Below are 19,268 nucleotides of genomic sequence, written 5' to 3' on the forward strand. Positions count from 1 at the left end.
GCATCAACCGTGACCGCCCGTTGCACGCAGTGCGGGGGAGTTCGCCATGTGGTGGGATCTGTAGATGGGGATCAAAGTGGCGCTGGAGCATCGCACCAGCTACACCTTCGACCGGTTGGTGGAGCTGCATCCACACGTCATCCGGTTGCGCCCGGCGCCGCACTCTCGCACCCCCATCGAGGCGTACTCACTGACCGTCGAGCCGGCCGGCCATTTCATCAACTGGCAGCAGGACGCATTCGGTAACTTCCTGGCCCGCTTGGTGTTCCCGGACCGGACGCGCATGCTGACCATCACCGTCGGGCTCATCGCCGATCTCAAGGTGATCAACCCGTTCGACTTCTTCATCGAGGATTACGCAGAGAGCTTCGGCTTCGAGTACCCGAAAGCCCTGCTGGAGGATCTCAAGCCATACCTGCGCCCGGTCGACGAGGAGGCCGAGGGATCCGGTCCGGGCGAACTGGTGAAGGCGTGGGTGAGCAATTTCACCGTGCCGCCAGGCACCCGCACGATCGATTATCTGGTCGCGCTCAACCGTGCCGTCAATGCCGATATCGGCTACTCCGTCCGGATGGAACCCGGTGTGCAGACCCCGGACGTCACGCTGCGCACCGGAATCGGTTCGTGCCGCGACTCGGCGTGGCTGTTGGTGTCGATCCTGCGTCGGCTGGGGTTGGCGGCCCGGTTCGTCTCGGGCTACCTGGTCCAGCTGACCTCGGACGTAGAGGCCCTCGACGGACCGTCCGGCCCCGCCGCGGATTTCACCGACTTGCACGCTTGGGCAGAGGCATACATCCCGGGGGCCGGCTGGATCGGCCTGGACCCGACGTCGGGACTGTTCGCCGGGGAGGGCCACATCCCGCTCTCGGCGACCCCGCACCCGGAATCGGCGGCCCCGATCACCGGCGCCACCGGACCGTGCGAATCCGCGCTGGAGTACTCCAACGTGGTCACTCGGATCCACGAGGACCCGAGGGTGACGTTGCCGTACACCGACGCGGCCTGGACAGCGATCACGAAGCTGGGTGCCGAGGTGGATCAGCGCCTGGCCGACGGCGATGTGCGGCTCACCGTCGGGGGCGAGCCGACCTTTGTCTCGATCGACAATCAGGTCGATCCGGAATGGACCACCGACGCCGACGGCAAGCACAAGCGCGAACGAGCCTCGGTGCTCGCGGCGCGTCTCAAGGCGGTGTGGGCCCCGGCCGGGCTGATCCAGCGCAGCCAGGGCAAGTGGTATCCGGGCGAGCCCCTGCCGCGCTGGCAGATCGGCCTGGTCTGGCGTACCGACGATCAGCCACTGTGGAACGACGCGGCGCTGCTGGCCGATCCGTGGGGTGGTGCGGTGCCCGCCCTGGCCGACGACGCCGGTCAGCGCATCCTCGCAGCGGTCGCCGCCGACTTCGGGCTTCCCGCCGGTCAGGTTCGCCCGGCATATGAGGATGCGCTGAGCCGATTGGCGGCCGCCGCGCGGCAGCCGGCCGGCGAGCCGGTGGCCGCCGCCGACGACCTGGCCGATGACACCCCGGACGCCCGGGCCGAGCTGCTGGCCCGGCTCGATGCCCCGGTCGATCAGCCCGCCGCCTACGTCCTGCCCCTGCACCGCCGCGCCGACGGGTCCGGCTGGGCCAGCGCGGACTGGCAGCTGCGGCGTGGCCGGATCGTCCTCACGGAGGGTGATTCGCCGGCCGGGCTGCGGCTGCCGCTGAATGCGATCAGCTGGCATCCGCCGCGCCCGGCCTACGACGCCGACCCGCTGTCGCGGCGCACCGACGTGCGCGCCGAACCCGACGACGCCGCGCTCGAGCCCGCCGACGAAGCACCCACCACGGCGCTGGTCGCCGAGATCCGGTCCGGGTTCCTCTACATCTACCTGCCCCCGACCGAGGAGCTCGACGATTTCGTCGACCTCGTGGCCCGCGTCGAATCCGCGGCCGCCAAGTTGGACACGCCGGTGGTGATCGAGGGGTACGGGCCGCCGCCGGACCCTCGCATCGCGTCCATGTCGATCACCCCGGATCCGGGCGTCATCGAGGTCAACGTCGCACCGACCGCCGGCTTCGCCGAACAGAAGGCCCAACTGGAGACCCTCTACGAGCAGGCCCGGCAGGCCCGGCTGTCGACCGAATCGTTCGACGTGGACGGAACCCACGGCGGTACCGGCGGCGGCAACCACATCACCCTCGGCGGCATCACTCCGGCCGACTCACCGCTGTTACGCCGGCCCGATCTGCTGGTGTCGCTGCTCACCTACTGGCAGCGCCACCCCTCGTTGTCCTACCTGTTCGCCGGCCGGTTCATCGGCACCACCTCACAGGCGCCGAGGGTGGACGAGGGCCGGTCGGAAGCGCTCTACGAACTCGAGATCGCCTTCGCCGAGATCGCGCGGCTTTCCGCCGCAGGCGGCGCGTACGGCACGGTGGCCGGTTCCGCTAATCCCTGGGTCACCGACCGTGCCCTCCGTCATCTGCTCACCGACATCACCGGCAACACCCACCGTGCCGAATTCTGCATCGACAAGCTCTACAGCCCCGACAGCGCGCGGGGGCGCCTGGGGCTGTTGGAGTTGCGGGGTTTCGAGATGCCGCCACACTTCCAGATGGCGATGGTGCAGTCGCTGCTCGTGCGCGCGCTGGTCGCCAGGTTCTGGGAGGAGCCGTTGCGGGCTCCGTTGATCCGGCACGGTGCAAATCTGCACGGCCGATACCTGCTGCCGCACTTCCTGATTCATGACATCGCCGAGGTCGCGGCCGACCTGCGGGCGCATGGCATCAACTTCGACACCAGCTGGCTGGATCCGTTCACCGAGTTCCGGTTCCCGCGGGTGGGCACCACGGTCTGCGACGGCGTGGAGATCGAGCTGCGCGGCGCGATCGAACCGTGGAATGTGTTGGGGGAGGAGTCGACTGCCGGGGGCACCGCCCGTTACGTGGACTCGTCGGTGGAGCGGGTCCAGGTGCGGCTGGTCGGGGCCGACCGGCACCGCTACATCGTGACCGCCAATGGCTACCCGATCCCATTGCTGGCCACCGACAATCCCGACGTCCAGGTGGGCGGTGTGCGGTTCCGTGCCTGGCAGCCGCCCAGCGCACTGCACCCGACGATCACCGTGGACTCCCCGCTGCAGTTCGAACTGGTGGACGGCAGCACCGGGCAGTCCAAGGGCGGCTGCACGTACCACGTGGCACACCCGGGTGGACGGTCCTACGACACCCCACCGGTCAACGCGGTCGAGGCCGAGTCGCGGCGTGGCCGTCGATTCGAAGCGGCGGGATTCACCCCGGGCACCATCGACCTGGCGGATCTGAGGGAGAAGCAGGCACGCCAATCCACTGATGTCGGCGCGCCCGGAATTCTGGATCTACGTCGGGTGCGTACCGTTCTTAACTGATGGTTCTACGTGCGAACGGCTCACCGGAGTCAGCCCAAGCCACTGGTGTTGCCGCGGACACCGGTGTGGATGTTGACGGCGTACTGGCCGCCTATCGCAGTTCCCGGGCCCAGCAGGCGCTGTTCGACGTGCGCGACGACGGCGGCGGTGCCGGTTACGACGAGTTGGTCGATGCCTCGGGCGACGTCCGCCCGGCCTGGCGGGAGCTGGCCGAGGGCGTCGGCGAGCGGGGCCGTGACGGTCTGGACCGGCTCCGCGCCGTGGTACGCGGCCTCGTCGACAACGACGGCATCACCTACATCCAGGTGGACCGTCACGGGGAGGTGGTCACCGACGGTGACGGCACCGCCGTACCCGGCCCCTGGCATCTTGATGCGCTGCCGCTGGTGATCTCGGCGCAGGACTGGGATTCGCTGGAATCGGGTCTGGTGCAGCGTTCCCGGCTGCTCGATGCGGTGCTCACCGATCTGTACGGTGCCCGCCGCTCGATCACCAGCGGGGTACTGCCCGCCCAGTTGCTGTTCGCCCATCCCGGATACGTGCGCGCCGCGCGTGGCGTCGTGGTGCCAGGACGCCATCAGTTGTTTCTGCACGGCTGCGACGTCAGCCGCGGCGACGACGGCTCCTTCATGGTGAATGCGGACTGGACGCAGGCACCCTCGGGCGCCGGCTACGCGTTGGCCGACCGCCGCGTCATCGCCCACGCGGCCCCCGACCTCTACGAGCGGATCGGCCCGCGGCCGGCCTCTCCGTGGGCGCAGGCGCTGCGCCTGGCCCTTCTGGACGCGGCGCCCGAGGCCGCCCAAGAGCCTGTGGTCGTGGTGCTCAGCCCCGGAATCCATTCTGAGACAGCCTTCGACCAGGCCTACCTGGCCGGTGTGCTCGGCTTCCCACTCGTGGAGAGCGCCGATCTGGTGGTCCGTGACGGCACGCTGTGGATGCGGTCGCTGGGCACCCTCAAACGCGTCGACGTGGTGTTGCGCCGTGTCGATGCCGATTACATGGATCCGCTGGATCTGCGCCCCGATTCCCGGCTCGGCGTGGTCGGCCTCGTCGAGGTGTTGCGCCGCGGCGCGGTGACGGTGGTCAACACGCTGGGCAGCGGGATTCTGGAAAGTCCGGGCCTGGCCCGATTTCTGCCGGAGTTGGCCGAGCTGCTGTTGGATGAGAAACCGCAACTGACGGCCGCTCCGATGTACTGGGGCGGCATCGACATCGAACGCTCCCATCTGCTCACCAAGCTGACCTCACTGTTGATCCGGCCCGTCAGCGGCGGTGAGATGATCGTCGGGCCGACGCTGTCGGCTGCAGATCGCGAGAATCTGGCGGCACGTATCGAGGCTGAACCGGTCGAGTGGGTGGGGCAGGAGTTACCTCAGTTCTCCACCGCACCAACCGATTATCGGGCCAAGGGGTTGTCGGCCGGAAATGTCGGCATGCGGTTGTTCACCGTGGCGCAACGCGGCGGGTATGCCCCGATGATCGGTGGGCTGGGCTACGTGGTCGCCCCGGGAAACTCTGCCTACCGGATGAACACGCTTGCCGCCAAGGATGTCTGGGTGCGGACCCCGCAGCGGGTCACAGCCGAGCGCGCCCCGGTGGTCTCGGTCGAATTGGTGGCGCCCGGCGCGATCCCCAGCTCTACCCGGGCGGTCAGTTCGCCGCGTGTCCTCTCCGACCTGTTCTGGATGGGGCGTTACGCCGAACGTGCCGAGAGCACGGCCCGGTTGCTCACCGTCACCCGAGAGCGCTACCACGAATTCCGCTATCGCCCGGATCTCGAAGAGAGCCAATGTGTTCCGGTGCTGTTTGCGGCGCTCGGATCGATCACGGGCACCGATACCGGCGATGCCGACGACGATCACGAGATGATCGCGATCGCCCCGGCCACACTGTGGTCGGCCACCGCGGACCGGCACCGGTCGGGCTCGCTCGCCCAATCGGTGGAGCGCCTCGCGCTGGCCGCCCGCTCGGTGCGTGACCAGATGTCCAACGACACCTGGATGGTGTTGGCCGGGGTCGAACGTGCCGTGCTGCGGCCATCGGCCGCTCCGCCCGAATCGCCCACCTCCGCGGACCTCTACCTCGCCAATGCGCACAGCCAGACCCTGGCCGGCATGCTGGCGTTGTCCGGGGTGGCGGCAGAGTCGATGGTGCAGGACATCGGCTGGACCATGATGGATCTCGGTAAGCGCATCGAGCGGGGCCTGGCGCTCACCGCGCTGCTGCGAGCCACCCTGACGACGATGCGCAGCGCGGAAGCCGAACGCGCGGTGACCGAGTCGGCCTTGGTCGCCTGCGAATCGTCGGTGATCTACCGACGGCGCAATCCCGGCCAGATCAAGATCGCAGCGATCGCGGAACTGGTGTTGTTCGATGCCGAGAACCCCAGATCGTTGATCTACCAGTTGGAGCGGATCCGATCCGGTCTCAAGACCCTGCCCGGATCGTCGGGCTCGTCGCGTTCAGAACGTCTGGTCGACGAACTGGCCACCCGGTTGCGCCGGCTCGACCCGGCCGACCTCGAGGAGGTCACCGGCGAGGGGACCCGCGCCGAGTTGGCTGCCCTGCTCGACGGCATGCATGCCGGCCTGCGGGACCTGTCCGGAGTGATCACCGCGGCCCACCTGTCGCTGCCCGGCGGCATGCAACCGTTGTGGGGACCTGACGAACGGCGGGTGGTGCCATGACCCAACCCGGCACCCGCTGCTACGACATCACCCATCGCACGGTCTATCGCTACTCCGACGACGTCACGAGCTCCTACGGCCGTGGTTTTCTCACGCCTCGTGACCTGGACTGGCAACGTTGCCTGTCCCACGAGCTGGTGCTCGAACCGGACGCGGCCGATCGTTCCACCAGCCGGGACGCCTACGGCAACATCAGCTCGTATTTCCACGTCACCGAACGCCACCGCACGCTGAGCATCACGAGCCACTCCGTGGTGGAGGTGGATCCGCCTACACCCGAACGCTATTCCGGTGCTTCGGCCAGAGCGCCGTGGGAGCTGGCCCGCCCGGTCGGCGGCGACGGTGCGCTGGCCGCCGAGTTCACCCTGGACCTGTCGCCGCCGGAGATCACCGACGCGGTGCGCGAATATGCCTCACCGAGTTTCGTGCCCGGACGGCCGCTGATCGATGTGCTGCGGGACCTGACGTCGAGGATCTACTCCGACTTCACCTACCGGTCCGGCTCGACCACGGTGTCCACCCAGGTGGCCGAGGTGCTGGCGGCGCGCGAGGGGGTGTGCCAGGACTTCGCCCGGCTGGCCATCGCCTGCCTGCGCGCCAACGGCCTGGCCGCCAGTTATGTCTCCGGCTATCTGGCAACCGATCCGCCGCCGGGCAAGGAACGCATGATCGGGGTGGACGCGACACATGCCTGGGCGTCGGTGTGGACGCCGCAGAATGTCTGGCTGGGAATGGATCCGACCAATGATCAGATGGTCGACGAGCGCTACATCGTGGCCGGGTTCGGCCGCGACTACGCCGATGTACCCCCATTGCGCGGCATCATCTACACGGATTCGGACAGTAGTGTGATCGAGGTGTCCGTGGATGTGGCACCGCACCCGCCCGTTCGAGGGGGATCGCTGCGTGCGTGATTTCACCTGTCCGAACTGCGGCCAGCACCTGGCTTTCGAGAACTCTCTGTGCCTTTCGTGCGGCAGTGCCCTGGGATTCTCGCTCGACGACATGGCGCTGCTGGTGATCACCGACACCGATCATAACGGTCACGCCGGTGCCGTCGATGAGGGCCAGTACGAGCTGTGCGCGAATCTGCATCTGGCCGAATGCAATTGGCTGGTGCACATCGGGCAGGGCGGCCGGCTCTGCGCCTCGTGCGCACTCACCCGGACCCGGCCGGCCGACACCGATACCGCGGCGATGTCGTCGTTCGCCGAGGCGGAGCAGGCCAAGCGCCGGCTGATCGCCGAACTGCACGAACTGAAGCTGCCGATCGTCAGCCGCGACCAGGACCCCCAGTTCGGGCTGGCGTTCGACCTGCTTTCCAGCGAGTCCGAGAAGGTCTTCACCGGCCATCACAACGGCGTCATCACACTGGATCTCGCCGAAGGCGACGATGTGCACCGCGAGCAGCTCCGGATCGCGATGGACGAGCCGTATCGCACCTTGCTGGGCCACTTCCGCCACGAGATCGGCCACTACTACTTCTACCGGCTGGTTGCCCCGTCGGCGAGCTACTCCGCGCGGTTCCGTGAGTTGTTCGGGGATCCGGACGCCGACTATCAGGCCGCCCTGGACCGGCACTACCAGAGCGGTCCGCCCGCGGGCTGGGATGACGAATTCGTGTCGTCGTATGCCAGTATGCACGCGGCGGAAGACTGGGCCGAGACGTTCGCGCACTATCTGCACATCCGCGACACCCTGGATACTGCAGCGGCCTATGGATTTGCTCCGTCCGGGGCAACCTTCGAACGGAAAATACTGGGGCCCAGCGGTTTCGACACGATCATCGAGATGTGGCTGCCACTGGCATGGTCGCTGAACATGGTGAACCGGTCGATGGGACACGACGATCTCTACCCGTTCGTGTTGCCCCCGGCGGTGCTGGAGAAGATGCGGTTCGTTCACACCGTCATCGACGAGCTCACCGCCTAGACCCCCGGCGGACTACCGGGATCGAGAATCCCGTGGGCGAGCCGGGAGAGCGCGCCCTTGATCTGTTCGACGCTCAGTCCACGCGCGCGCTGGTGGGCGAAGCTCTCTGCCGCCAAGGGCGCCAGTAACACATCGACCAATGGATCCGGTTCAGCCGCACCGGCTTCCATCAACAGTGCGCGTACATGGGCGGTCCAGAAACCATATGCACCGGTGGTGAACCGCGCGCCCCCGGTCTCGGCGCCGAGCGCCAGATCGGCGTGCGTCTCCAGGAGTTCGATCATCGCCGCGTAGAACGCCGCGAGTCGCTCGGCCGGTGGCGCACCCGGGCCCAGCGGCGGCTCGCCGGACAATAGCTGCTGCTGTAGTGCGCGTTCGTGTTCGTCGAGCAGAGCCTCGGCTATGGCGCCGGTGCTCGGGTAACGGCGATAGAGCGTGCCACGCCCGACGCCGGCTGCCGTGGCGATGTGGTCCATCGTGACCGTTCGCGGATCGCGGCCGGCGAACACCGTGGCCGCCGCGGCAAGGATTTTCGCGCGGTTGCGGGCCGCATCGGCCCGCAGCGCGCCGACCCGTTCGGAGCCGGCGTCGTCGGACGCAAGGAGGTCTGCGCCGATGTCCATCACTGCACTGTAGCCGATCCGGGAAATAAGTGGACGAAATGTCCGGTTACTTGCGATGCTGAACCGGACGTATTGTCCACTTAACTCGGAGGTAGGCATGACCACGCTTCTTCACATCGACGCGAGCGCCCGCAATCGGTCCGTCAGTCGTCAGATCGGCGCGGAGTTCGCCCGGTCCTGGCAGGCCGCACATCCGGACGGCCGATACCTCTACCGGGATGTCGCGGCCGATCCGGTGCCGTTCATCGGTGAGGGCTGGACCGAACTCTGTGACGCGGTACTGGCCGCAGGCAATACCGATCTGGACCGGCTCGAAGAGTTGGCGCGCACGCCGGAGCAGGCCGCGGCCTGGGCGATCGTGAAACCGCTGCTGGGTGAACTGCGCTCGGCCGACGTCGTGCTGATCGCCACGCCGATGTACAACTACTCCATCCCGGCCTCGCTCAAGGCCTGGCTGGACCAGGTGACCTTTCCGCGAATGTCCCTGGCGCCGAGACGATTCGTCGTGGCAACTGCCCGTGGTGGCGCATACTCACCCGGCTCGCCGAAAGCCGCGTTCGACTACCAGGAACGGTTCCTGCGGGATTTCGTCGCCGGGCACTACGGCGTGACCGACACCGTGTTCATCAATGCCGAGATGGCCAACGCGCGGGTAGATCCCGCGCTGGCGAAGTTTCGGTCGACACACGACGAATCGCTGGCGCAGGCCCTTGCGGTGGCCCGCACCCTGGCCGTGGAGTACGCGAAATGAGTTGGCTGATACTGGGTTTGGCGGGCCTGGTGGAGGTCGCTTGGTCGCAGAGCATCAAGCCGACCGAAGGATTCACCCGGCCACTGCCCACCGTGGTGTGCGTTGCGGTCGGTGCGCTGTCGGTGTACCTGCTGTCGTTGGCCATGCGCGGTCTGCCGGTCGGCACCGCGTACGCGGTCTTCACCGGCATCGGCGCGGTCGGTGCGATCGCTCTGGGTGTGCTCATCCACGGGGACCTGTTGAGCGCGGGGCGCGCCCTGGCGCTGTCGATGATCGTGGGAGGCATCGCGCTCGCCCGGTTCACGAATCCGGATTGACCCTGGTGGCCGCCAAGTAGGCACGCCCCCGTGGGGCGAGCCGGTAGCCGACGTCGAGGCTGATGGTCAGGCCCAGCCCCTTGAGCTGACGGACCCGTCGCTTGAACCGCGGCACTTCGAGGCCGACGCGCGCCGCAAGATCCGGTGCGCGGACGGCCTCGTTGGCCGCGATCATCGTCAGGTACCTGCGGGTCCACGCGCCGTCACCGCTGGCCGTGTCCCAGCGGTCCAGCCGGGCATCGATCAGCTGGATGTCGGCGTCGGTAAGTGTGTCGTCGGCGGCCAGATCGGGCCGCTCGTCCGGGCCCAGGTAGGAGACTGCGACGAGGTAGGTGTGCGCGGCGGGTCTCCGGTCGAGCTGGGCCTGCGCTGTTGCAGCATCCGGATATCCCGCGGCGCGGGCCTGCGCGGTGCTCACGCGGTAACCGCCCGGGTGTTCGGTGACCGACTCGATACGAATCGTGCCGGCCTGGGTCCGTTGGGTTCCGCCTGGTTTGGCCCGGGGCTTGTCCCAACGCCGTAGCACCAGCGAGATGGTCCCGTCGGCAATGCCATCGGCAGTCGGCCGATCTAACAGCACGATCACGATCGTATGTCGCAACCCTGCTTTCGCCGCAGGCGTTCCTAGGATCGCCGCGTGACTGATCGCTACGGTTCCGACATTCTGGCCCGAAATCCGCACACCCCGAAGCTGACTCGATCGAAGGAGCAGCCCGCGGAGAAGGGCCTGGTCGTCGAGGATGCCCAGAGCGGTTACGTGGGTGCGGTGGTGCGGATCGAGGGCGGCCGGGTCGAACTCGAAGACCGCCGGGGCAAGGTGCGGGCTTTCCCGATGGGGCCGGGGTTCCTGATCGACGGCAAGCCGGTGAGCCTCGTGGTGCCCAAGCGGACCGCGGCGCCGGCACGCACGGCCTCGGGATCGGTCGCGGTGCCGAATGCCAAGGCGCGGGTCGCGCTGGCCAGCCGGATCTATGTGGAGGGCCGCCACGACGCCGAACTCGTCGAGCAGGTCTGGGGCGCTGACCTACGTATCGAAGGTGTCGTCGTCGAATACCTCGGCGGCGTCGACGACCTGGCCGACATCGTGGCCGAGTTCGCGCCCGGACCGGGCTGCCGGCTGGGCGTGCTGGTCGATCACCTGGTGACCGGCTCCAAGGAGGCCCGCATCGCCGAGGCGGTGCGCCGCGGCCCCGGCGGTGAGCACACCCTGGTGGTCGGGCACCCGTTCGTCGACATCTGGCAGTCCGTCAAACCGGCCCGGCTCGGCATGAAGGCCTGGCCGACCATCCCGCGCAACGTGGAGTGGAAGCACGGCATCTGTGAGGCTCTGGGCTGGCCACACCAGGACCAGGCCGACATCGCGCGGGCGTGGCAGCGTATCCGCGGCCGGGTCCGGGACTGGAACGACCTGGAGCCCGCACTGATCGGCCGGGTCGAGGAACTGATCGACTTCGTCACCGCGCCGGCGTAGTCCGTCGTGCCGGCGTGGTAAGCAGAAGGCGTGTCAGACGGTTTGTTCGACGTGCCAGGTGACCCGGGGCCGGGTGACCCCGGCGCGCTTGCCGCACCCGGCACGGCGCCGCTGGCGGTGCGGATGCGCCCGGCGGGCCTCGACGAGGTCGTCGGCCAAACCCATCTGCTGCAGGCCGGTTCGCCGTTGCGCCGCCTGGTGGAGGGGTCTGGGGCGGCATCGGTCATCCTCTACGGCCCGCCCGGCACCGGCAAGACCACCCTGGCATCACTGATCTCGCAGGCCACCGGCCGCCGGTTCGAGGCGCTGTCGGCGTTGAGCGCGGGCGTCAAGGAGGTCCGCGCCGTGATCGATGTGGCACGGCGCGCGGCCGTCCACGGCGAACAGACCGTGCTGTTCATCGACGAGGTGCACCGTTTCTCCAAAACCCAGCAGGATGCGCTGCTGGCGGCGGTGGAGAACCGGGTCGTGCTGTTGGTGGCGGCCACCACGGAGAACCCGTCGTTCTCGGTGGTCGCGCCGCTGCTGTCACGGTCATTGATCCTGCAGTTGCAACCGCTGACCCCGCAGGACGTCGAGATCGTGCTGCGCCGCGCGATCACCGACCCGCGCGGTTTGGGTGGTGCTGTCGCGGTCACCGACGAGGCCGTCGACCTCCTGGTGCAGCTCTCGGCGGGTGACGCGCGGCGGGCGCTGACCGCGTTGGAAGTCGCCGCCGAACCCGGTGAACAGGTCACCGTGGAGATCATCGAGCAGTCGCTGGACAAGGCGGCCGTGCGCTACGACCGCGACGGCGATCAGCACTACGACGTCGTCAGCGCCTTCATCAAGTCGGTCCGCGGATCCGACGTCGACGCGGCCCTGCACTACCTGGCCCGGATGCTGGTGGCGGGGGAGGACCCACGCTTCGTGGCGCGCCGGTTGATGATCCTGGCCAGCGAGGACATCGGGATGGCCGACCCGACCGCGCTGCAGACCGCCGTAGCCGCAGCCCAGACCGTGCAGCTGATCGGGATGCCCGAGGCCCAGCTGACGTTGGCTCATGCCACGGTGCATCTGGCCACCGCACCCAAGTCCAACGCGGTGACCACGGCGTTGGGTGCGGCGATGGGCGACATCAGGGCCGGCAAGGCCGGGTTGGTGCCCCCGCAGCTGCGGGACGGTCACTACTCGGGAGCGCAGAAACTCGGCAACGCCGTGGGCTACAAGTACGCCCATGATCATCCCGATGGTGTTGTGCCGCAACAGTATCCGCCAGACGATCTGGTGGGGGTGGACTACTACCAGCCGACCGGGCGCGGTTTCGAACGCGAGCTGGTCACCCGGGTGGACAAGCTGCGGGCCATCATTCGCCGGCGACGCTGATACCGGCCGGGCCAAACGAAAACCACGGTCCCGGTTGGTTATTCAACCGAGACCGTGGCGCGGGGCGGGTCAGGCCATCTCGGGCACTCGCAGGTGGGCGAGCACGAGTTCGAACTCTCCGACGTCGATCTGATCGGCACTCAGGTCGCGGAGCCGGGCGGTGCGCAACGCCCGTGCCTCATCGCGGTTGCGGTCCATCGCTTCGGCGCTGTCGAAAGTGGCCGAGGACACCGCACGTCCCGTCCCGCGGTCGAGCATGAGGCTCGCGCTGCAGAAACCCTCGAGATCCTCCATCGCGGGCAACACCGAGGTGCGGTAGAAGTCCACGGCCCGGTCGAACAGTTCGGGGCGGGTTCGCAGCCACGTCGCCCGTACGCATGCGCCGGGTCGGGAGTACTGCTCGCGGTGAACCAGCGCGATCTCCCATTCGTCGACGGTGGCGGCGCCTTCGAATACCTCCACCACCCGATGGCGCATCGGCGCTACCGCGTCGGCACTGGCATGCATGGCATCTTCAGACCGCCAGGCCGTGGTGAGGACACACTCGCCCGATTCCCGGTTCACCATCAGAGACAGGCCCACACAACCGTCGATGGTGTCTATGGCGGGCATGACCTCGTCGCGGACATGGGCGATACCGGCGTTGACGGCCTGGGTGCGCGCCGCAATCGTGGTTGAACGTGCGAACACGGTCCACCCCTTCCTGCCAGGGCGGCGCCCCGGTGGCGCCACCGGTTCCACCCCCAACCTTCCTCCGGTGTGTCGCAGGTGGCAATGGTGTGGCGGGAGGCTCGTAGGCTGGGCCGATGGACACCGATGTGATCGACGTGGACACCTCACGGCGCCGCATCGTCGATCTCACCGACTCGGTACGCAGGTTCTGCGGCGCGCACCGCGATGGCCTGTGCAACGTGTTCGTCCCGCACGCGACGGCGGGTGTGGCCATCATCGAGACCGGCGCCGGCTCCGACGACGACCTGCTCGATACCCTGGAACGGTTGTTGCCGCGTGACGACCGCTACCGGCACAGCCACGGATCGTTCGGCCATGGCGCAGATCACGTGCTGCCCGCCCTGGTGTCGCCGTCGGTCACGCTGCCGGTCCAGGCGGGCCGACCGTTGCTGGGAACCTGGCAGAGTGTGGTGCTGGTCGATCTGAACCGCGACAACCCGCAGCGTTCGGTGCGGCTGAGCTTTCTGGGGGCGTGAGGCTTGTCGCCCTTTTCGGGGTGAACGCGCAGAACGGTAATGTAAAGCGGTCGAACTGGTGGTTGCCTGCGCAACCCCAGCCACCCACGAACACGAGGACACGAGCAACGTGCAGACACACGAGATCAGGAAGCGCTTCCTCGATCATTTCGTGAAGGCGGGCCACACTGAGGTGCCCAGTGCCTCGGTGATCCTCGACGACCCCAACCTGTTGTTCGTCAACGCCGGCATGGTGCAGTTCGTGCCCTACTTCCTCGGTGCGCGCACGCCGCCGTGGGACCGCGCCACCAGCGTCCAGAAGTGCATCCGCACGCCTGACATCGACGAGGTGGGCATCACCACCCGGCACAACACCTTCTTCCAGATGGCCGGCAACTTCTCGTTCGGCGACTACTTCAAGAAGGGCGCCATCGAGCTGGCCTGGACCCTGCTGACCAACCCGGTCAGCGAGGGCGGCTACGGATTCGACCCGGAAAGGCTGTGGGCAACGGTCTATCTGGACGACGACGAGGCCATCGCGCTGTGGCAGGAAGTCGCCGGGTTGCCGCTCGAGCGCATCCAGCGCCGCGGCATGGCCGACAACTACTGGTCGATGGGCATCCCCGGACCCTGCGGACCGTGCTCGGAGATCTACTACGACCGGGGGCCCGAATACGGCATCGAGGGCGGGCCCGAGGCCAACGAGGACCGCTACATCGAGATCTGGAATCTCGTGTTCATGCAGAACGAGCGCGGTGAGGGCACCTCGAAGGACGACTTCGAGATCCTCGGCCCGCTGCCGCGCAAGAACATCGACACCGGTATGGGCGTCGAGCGCATCGCCTGCCTGTTGCAGGACGTGGACAACGTCTACGAGACCGACCTGGTGCGTCCGGTGATCGACCTGGTCGCCGGGATCGCCCCCCGCGGATACCGCGCCGGCGACGACGAGGACGATGTCCGCTACCGCATCATCGGCGACCACAGCCGCACCGCGGCGATCATCATCGGCGACGGGGTCAGCCCCGGCAATGAAGGCCGCGGCTACGTGCTGCGGCGACTGCTGCGCCGCATCATCCGCTCCGCCAAACTGCTCGGCGTCGAGGAGCCGATCATGAGTCGGCTGATGTCCACGGTGCGCGACGAGATGGGCCCGTCCTACCCGGAACTGGTCACCGACTTCGAGCGCATCAACCGGATCGCCGTCGCCGAGGAGACCGCGTTCAACCGGACCCTGGTCGCCGGGTCGAAGCTGTTCGACGATGCCGCCGCCGCGACCAAGAAATCGGGCGCCACGGTGCTTTCCGGCGACGACGCATTTACGTTGCACGACACCTACGGCTTCCCGATCGACCTCACACTGGAGATGGCGGCCGAGGCCGGCCTCTGGGTCGACGAGGAGGGTTTCCGGACGCTGATGGCCGAGCAGCGTCGGCGCGCCAAGGCTGATGCCGCCGCGCGCAAGCAGGCCCACACCGATCTGTCCGCATACCGCGAGCTGGTCGACGCCGGGCCCACCGAATTTACCGGCTTCGACGAATTGTCCACTGAAGCAAGGATTCTCGGCATCTTTGTGGACGGCAAGCGGGTGCCTGTGGTGACCCACGACGGCCTGGACGCCGATCGTGTGGAGCTGATCCTGGACCGCACCCCGTTCTACGCCGAGTCCGGCGGCCAGATCGCCGACGAAGGCGCGATTTCCGGTACCGGAGCCTCGGCTACCGCCAAGGCCGCCGTCACCGATGTGCAGAAGATCGCCAAGACCTTGTGGGCGCACCGGATCACCGTCGAGTCCGGCGAGTTCGTCGAGGGCGACACCGTCACCGCCGCAGTGGATCCCAAGTGGCGCCACGGCGCCACGCAGGGCCACTCCGGCACCCACATGGTGCATGCCGCACTGCGACAGGTGCTGGGCCCCACCGCCGTTCAGGCCGGTTCGCTGAACCGGCCGGGCTATCTGCGGTTCGATTTCAACTGGCAGGGCGCGCTCACCGACGATCAGCGCTCGCAGATCGAGGAAGTCACGAACGAGGCCGTCGAGGCCGACTACCAGGTGAACACCTTCGTCACCGCACTGGACAAGGCCAAGGCGATGGGCGCCATGGCGATGTTCGGCGAGAACTACCCCGACCAGGTGCGGGTGGTCGATATCGGCGGACCGTTCTCACTGGAACTGTGCGGTGGCACCCATGTGCGGAACTCTGCCCAGATCGGCCCGGTCACCATCCTCGGGGAGTCCTCGGTCGGCTCCGGCATCCGCCGCGTGGAGGCCTACGTCGGTCTCGAATCCTTCCGCCACCTGGCCAAGGAACGCGCCCTGATGGCAGGCCTGGCCTCGTCGCTCAAGGTGCCTTCCGAAGAGGTGCCCGCCCGGGTGGCCAACCTGGTCGAGCGTCTCAAGGCCGCCGAGAAGGAACTGGACAAGGCCCGCCTGGCCAACGCCCGGGCCGCGGCGGCCAACGCGGCCGCCGGCGCCGAGACCATCGGCAAGGTCCGGGTCGTCGCCCAGCGGATGGCCGGCGGCATGTCGGGCGGTGATCTGCGCACCCTGGTCGGCGACATCAAGGGCAAGCTCGGCAGCGACCCGGCGGTGATCGCGCTGATCGCCGAGGGCGAGGACGACGCGGTGCCCTTCGTGGTCGCGGTCAACCCGGCCGCTCAGGATCTGGGGCTGCGCGCCAATGAGCTGGTGAAACCGTTCAGCGCGGCAGTCAACGGCCGCGGCGGCGGCAAAGTGGACATGGCACAAGGTTCCGGTAAGGGGGCGGCGGGTATCGACGCGGCATTGGCCGCGCTGCGCGCCGAGATCGGCCGGGGCTAGCTTCGTGTCCGACACGGTCGACGACCGGCTACCGGACCGCCCAGGGGACGACGACCCCGGACGTGGGCGGCGCATCGGCATCGACGTCGGCACCGTCCGGATCGGCGTGGCCAGTTGCGATCCCGACGGGATACTGGCCACCCCGGTCGAGACCGTTCAGCGGGACAAGCGGGACCGTTCGGGCAAGCACCTGCGCAGACTGGTGAACCTGATCGGCGAGTACGAGGCGGTCGAGGTGGTCGTCGGGCTGCCGCGCACACTCGCCGACCGGGCGGGCACCTCAGCAGTCGACGCCATCGAACTGGCCGATGTGCTGGCCCGCCGGATCGCCCCGATACCGGTGCGGTTGGCCGACGAGCGGCTCACTACTGTGTCGGCTCAACGGTCGTTGCGCGAAGCGGGGGTTCGGGCAAAGGGACAGAAAGCGATGATCGACCAGGCCGCTGCGGTTGGCATTCTGCAGAGCTGGCTGGATCAGCGACGTGCGGCTCTGGCTGCGCGCGGAGAGGGCATGGATGGCTGAGAAGTGGGGTGCCGACAAAGCGAAGCCCGAGGCGGTCGGACCACCGCGGCGTGGGCTGAGCAAGGCCGACCGGGCCCGCAAAGCCCGCAACGACCGCAAGCGACGCACCACCCGGGGCTTGTCCATCGCAGCGCTCATCGTGGTGGTGATCGGCGCGGTGTTCCTCGGCTCCAAGTTCTGGCACGGCATGTCCGGCACCGCCAACGACTACGCGGGTGACGGCGTGGCCGATGTCGTCGTCCAGGTCCACGACGGCGACTCCACTACGGCCATCGCCAAGACCCTGCAGGACAAGAAAGTGGTCGCCACGGTCAAGGCCTTCGTCGACGCGGCGCACGAGAACGAGGCGATCTCGGCGATCCAGCCCGGCTTCTACAAATTGCGCACCGAGATCCCGGCCGCCAATGCCGTTGAGCGCCTGGCTGATCCGGAGAGCCGAGTGGGCAAGCTCACGATTCCGGAGGGGCGCCAGCTCGACGACACGGCCGATGTCAAGACCAAGGCCGTCACCGAAGGCGTCTTCACCCTGATCTCGCAGGCCTCCTGCGTCGAACTCGACGGCGAGAAGCGCTGCGTACCGGTCGACGCGCTCCGCGCGGCCGCGCAATCGACACCCGCCGCGGCGCTGGCCGTACCGGACTGGGCCGCCGCTCCCGTCGCGGCGATGCCCAACGACCACCGGCGGCTGGAGGGGCTGATCGCACCCGGCACCTGGAATGTCGATCCCGCAGGCGCCCCGCAGGACATCCTGTCCACCCTGATCGCCGGCAGCGCCACGCTCTACACCCAGAGCGGTCTGCTCGACACCGCTGCGGCAATGCAGATGTCGCCGTATCAGATCCTCACCGTCGCATCCCTGGTACAACGCGAAGCCAAGCCGCAGGACTTCGCCAAGGTCGCGCGGGTGATCTACAACCGGCTGGCCGAACACCGCAAGCTGGAGTTCGACTCGACCGTGAACTACCCCCTCGATCGTCAGGAAGTGGCGACCACCGACGATGACCGGGCCAGGACCACGCCGTGGAATACCTATATGAGTCAAGGGCTTCCACAGACTCCGATCTGCTCGCCCGGCACCGAAGCGCTGGCCGCCGCCGAGCGGCCGGCGGAGGGCGACTGGCTGTACTTCGTGACCATCGACCTGCAGGGCACCACGCTGTTCACCCGCGACTACGACCAACACCTGGCCAACATCGAACTGGCGCAACACAACGGTGTCCTCGACAGTGCCAGATAGGCGGCCCGCCGCCGTGCCAGACAGGCCACCCGCCGCCGTGCCAGACAGGCCACCCCCCGCCGTGCCAAACAGCGGGCGCAAAGCCGCCGTTCTCGGCTCGCCGATCACCCATTCGCGCTCGCCGCAGCTGCATCTGGCCGCCTACCGGGCACTCGGGCTGCCGTCGTGGACCTATGAACGCATCGAGTGCACGGCCGAACAACTGCCCGGCCTCGTCGGTGCCCTCGGCCCGGAATGGGTCGGACTGTCGGTCACCATGCCGGGCAAGTTCGCCGCACTGGAGTTCGCCGATCAGCGCACCGAACGCGCCGAGCTGGTGGGCTCGGCCAACACCCTGGTCCGGATGCCGACCGGTGGCTGGCGTGCCGACAACACCGACATCGACGGCGTGATCGGTGCGCTCGGCACGGCCGGTGACTCGGCGCTGGTGATCGGATCCGGCGGTACCGCCCCGGCCGCCGTGGTCGCCCTGGCCGAGCTCGGCGTGCAGCGGATCACCGTCGTGGCACGCGATGAGGGCAAGGCGTCACGGTTGGTGGAGTTGGCCGGGCGGTGCGGAGCGCAGGGCAGCTGGTGCGACATCGGCGGCACCGCGCTGACCGACGCGGTAGCCACCGCCGATGCGGCCGTCAGCACCATTCCGGCCGAGGCGGCCGCCGCCTATGCCGACACGCTGGCCGGGGTGCCACGCGTGCTCGACGCCATCTACGACCCGTGGCCGACACCGCTGGCCGAGGCCGTTCAGGCGGCGGGCGGTGAGGCGATCAACGGGCTGCAGATGCTGCTGAACCAGGCCTTCGCTCAGGTGGAGCAGTTCACCGGAATGCCCGCCCCGAAAGAGGCGATGCGCGCCGCGCTGGGCTGAGCCGTCACGGGACGAACGTTCCTCGGTGGTAGGAGCTGTAGGGGTATTCCTTGGATCCGACCAGGCGCGCCAGCGGGGTCTGGACGGGGAGCGCG

Annotated in this window: 16 protein-coding genes; 13 read left to right on the forward strand and 3 right to left on the reverse strand. The window is 68.1% G+C overall.

Features of this window, described 5'->3' with window-relative positions:
- Positions 1-64 precede the first annotated feature (64 nt).
- Genes ACWEFV_RS03460 through ACWEFV_RS03475 form a run of 4 tightly spaced genes read left to right on the forward strand, consistent with a single transcriptional unit; the run spans position 65 to position 8,013 of the window.
- Complete coding sequence (locus ACWEFV_RS03460) at positions 65-3,391, forward strand: transglutaminase family protein (RefSeq protein ID WP_450069062.1); 3,327 nt, start codon at positions 65-67, stop codon at positions 3,389-3,391.
- Positions 3,391-6,081, forward strand: a complete 2,691-nt coding sequence (locus ACWEFV_RS03465; protein ID WP_450069063.1) for a circularly permuted type 2 ATP-grasp protein — start codon at positions 3,391-3,393, stop codon at positions 6,079-6,081. Before ACWEFV_RS03460 ends, ACWEFV_RS03465 begins: the two co-directional genes overlap by 1 nt.
- Positions 6,078-6,995, forward strand: a complete 918-nt coding sequence (locus ACWEFV_RS03470; protein ID WP_135454074.1) for a transglutaminase family protein — start codon at positions 6,078-6,080, stop codon at positions 6,993-6,995. The genes ACWEFV_RS03465 and ACWEFV_RS03470 overlap by 4 nt, the downstream gene beginning before the upstream one ends.
- Positions 6,988-8,013, forward strand: a complete 1,026-nt coding sequence (locus ACWEFV_RS03475) for a zinc-binding metallopeptidase family protein (RefSeq protein ID WP_450069263.1) — start codon at positions 6,988-6,990, stop codon at positions 8,011-8,013. Before ACWEFV_RS03470 ends, ACWEFV_RS03475 begins: the two co-directional genes overlap by 8 nt.
- On the opposite strand, the gene ACWEFV_RS03480 is transcribed toward ACWEFV_RS03475, so the two are convergent.
- Positions 8,010-8,636, reverse strand: coding sequence for a TetR/AcrR family transcriptional regulator (locus ACWEFV_RS03480; RefSeq protein WP_135454078.1), 627 nt, complete (start codon positions 8,634-8,636; stop codon positions 8,010-8,012). The two genes, ACWEFV_RS03475 and ACWEFV_RS03480, sit on opposite strands and share 4 nt — an antisense overlap.
- Before the next feature lie 97 nt (positions 8,637-8,733).
- Between ACWEFV_RS03480 and ACWEFV_RS03485 the strand changes: the two genes are divergently transcribed.
- Positions 8,734-9,387 carry an FMN-dependent NADH-azoreductase gene (locus ACWEFV_RS03485; RefSeq protein WP_135454080.1) on the forward strand — a complete coding sequence of 218 codons (654 nt, stop codon included), beginning with the start codon at positions 8,734-8,736 and terminating at the stop codon, positions 9,385-9,387.
- Positions 9,384-9,704, forward strand: a complete 321-nt coding sequence (locus ACWEFV_RS03490) for a DMT family transporter (RefSeq protein WP_450069064.1) — start codon at positions 9,384-9,386, stop codon at positions 9,702-9,704. The genes ACWEFV_RS03485 and ACWEFV_RS03490 overlap by 4 nt, the downstream gene beginning before the upstream one ends.
- Here the strand turns inward: ACWEFV_RS03490 and ACWEFV_RS03495 are convergent.
- Positions 9,688-10,284 carry a hypothetical protein gene (locus ACWEFV_RS03495; protein WP_135454084.1) on the reverse strand — a complete coding sequence of 199 codons (597 nt, stop codon included), beginning with the start codon at positions 10,282-10,284 and terminating at the stop codon, positions 9,688-9,690. The genes ACWEFV_RS03490 and ACWEFV_RS03495 overlap by 17 nt on opposite strands.
- Before the next feature lie 57 nt (positions 10,285-10,341).
- On the opposite strand from ACWEFV_RS03495, the gene ACWEFV_RS03500 reads away from it, so the two are divergent.
- Positions 10,342-11,175: a DUF3097 domain-containing protein gene (locus ACWEFV_RS03500; RefSeq protein ID WP_450069065.1), complete on the forward strand. Its 834-nt coding sequence runs from the start codon at positions 10,342-10,344 to the stop codon at positions 11,173-11,175.
- 30 nt (positions 11,176-11,205) lie between these two features.
- Positions 11,206-12,540: a replication-associated recombination protein A gene (locus ACWEFV_RS03505; RefSeq protein ID WP_450069066.1), complete on the forward strand. Its 1,335-nt coding sequence runs from the start codon at positions 11,206-11,208 to the stop codon at positions 12,538-12,540.
- 69 nt (positions 12,541-12,609) lie between these two features.
- Here the strand turns inward: ACWEFV_RS03505 and ACWEFV_RS03510 are convergent, their stop codons facing one another.
- Entirely contained in the window at positions 12,610-13,230 is a 621-nt protein-coding gene (locus tag ACWEFV_RS03510) for an antibiotic biosynthesis monooxygenase (RefSeq protein ID WP_450069067.1), read from the reverse strand.
- A 128-nt stretch (positions 13,231-13,358) separates the two neighbouring features.
- Here ACWEFV_RS03510 and ACWEFV_RS03515 point away from each other — a divergent pair, with 128 nt between their 5' ends.
- From ACWEFV_RS03515 to ACWEFV_RS03535, 5 genes are all read left to right on the forward strand, one after another.
- Positions 13,359-13,748, forward strand: coding sequence for a secondary thiamine-phosphate synthase enzyme YjbQ (locus tag ACWEFV_RS03515; RefSeq protein WP_170856270.1), 390 nt, complete (start codon positions 13,359-13,361; stop codon positions 13,746-13,748).
- 109 nt (positions 13,749-13,857) lie between these two features.
- The gene (gene alaS, locus ACWEFV_RS03520; RefSeq protein ID WP_450069068.1) at positions 13,858-16,548 is read left to right on the forward strand and encodes an alanine--tRNA ligase; all 2,691 of its coding nucleotides are present in this window, start codon (positions 13,858-13,860) and stop codon (positions 16,546-16,548) included.
- Between the two features lie 4 nt (positions 16,549-16,552).
- Positions 16,553-17,071 (forward strand): Holliday junction resolvase RuvX, encoded by a 519-nt coding sequence (gene ruvX, locus ACWEFV_RS03525; protein WP_135454096.1) that lies wholly within the window; start codon positions 16,553-16,555, stop codon positions 17,069-17,071.
- The gene (locus ACWEFV_RS03530; RefSeq protein ID WP_135454098.1) at positions 17,064-18,308 is read left to right on the forward strand and encodes an endolytic transglycosylase MltG; all 1,245 of its coding nucleotides are present in this window, start codon (positions 17,064-17,066) and stop codon (positions 18,306-18,308) included. Before ruvX ends, ACWEFV_RS03530 begins: the two co-directional genes overlap by 8 nt.
- 37 nt (positions 18,309-18,345) lie before the next feature.
- Positions 18,346-19,173, forward strand: a complete 828-nt coding sequence (locus ACWEFV_RS03535; protein WP_167857830.1) for a shikimate dehydrogenase — start codon at positions 18,346-18,348, stop codon at positions 19,171-19,173.
- Positions 19,174-19,268 lie beyond the last annotated feature (95 nt).

Source organism: Mycobacterium sp. NPDC004974, from assembly GCF_053600815.1.

Bases quoted from the DNA above. Each gene is read 5' to 3' on its own strand.
- ACWEFV_RS03460 (WP_450069062.1), top strand. From the start codon at position 65: ATGGGGATCAAAGTGGCGCTGGAGCATCGCACCAGCTACACCTTCGAC.
- ACWEFV_RS03465 (WP_450069063.1), top strand. From the start codon at position 3,391: ATGGTTCTACGTGCGAACGGCTCACCGGAGTCAGCCCAAGCCACTGGT.
- ACWEFV_RS03470 (WP_135454074.1), top strand. From the start codon at position 6,078: ATGACCCAACCCGGCACCCGCTGCTACGACATCACCCATCGCACGGTC.
- ACWEFV_RS03480 (WP_135454078.1), bottom strand. From the start codon at position 8,636: ATGGACATCGGCGCAGACCTCCTTGCGTCCGACGACGCCGGCTCCGAA.
- ACWEFV_RS03485 (WP_135454080.1), top strand. From the start codon at position 8,734: ATGACCACGCTTCTTCACATCGACGCGAGCGCCCGCAATCGGTCCGTC.
- ACWEFV_RS03490 (WP_450069064.1), top strand. From the start codon at position 9,384: ATGAGTTGGCTGATACTGGGTTTGGCGGGCCTGGTGGAGGTCGCTTGG.
- ACWEFV_RS03530 (WP_135454098.1), top strand. From the start codon at position 17,064: ATGGCTGAGAAGTGGGGTGCCGACAAAGCGAAGCCCGAGGCGGTCGGA.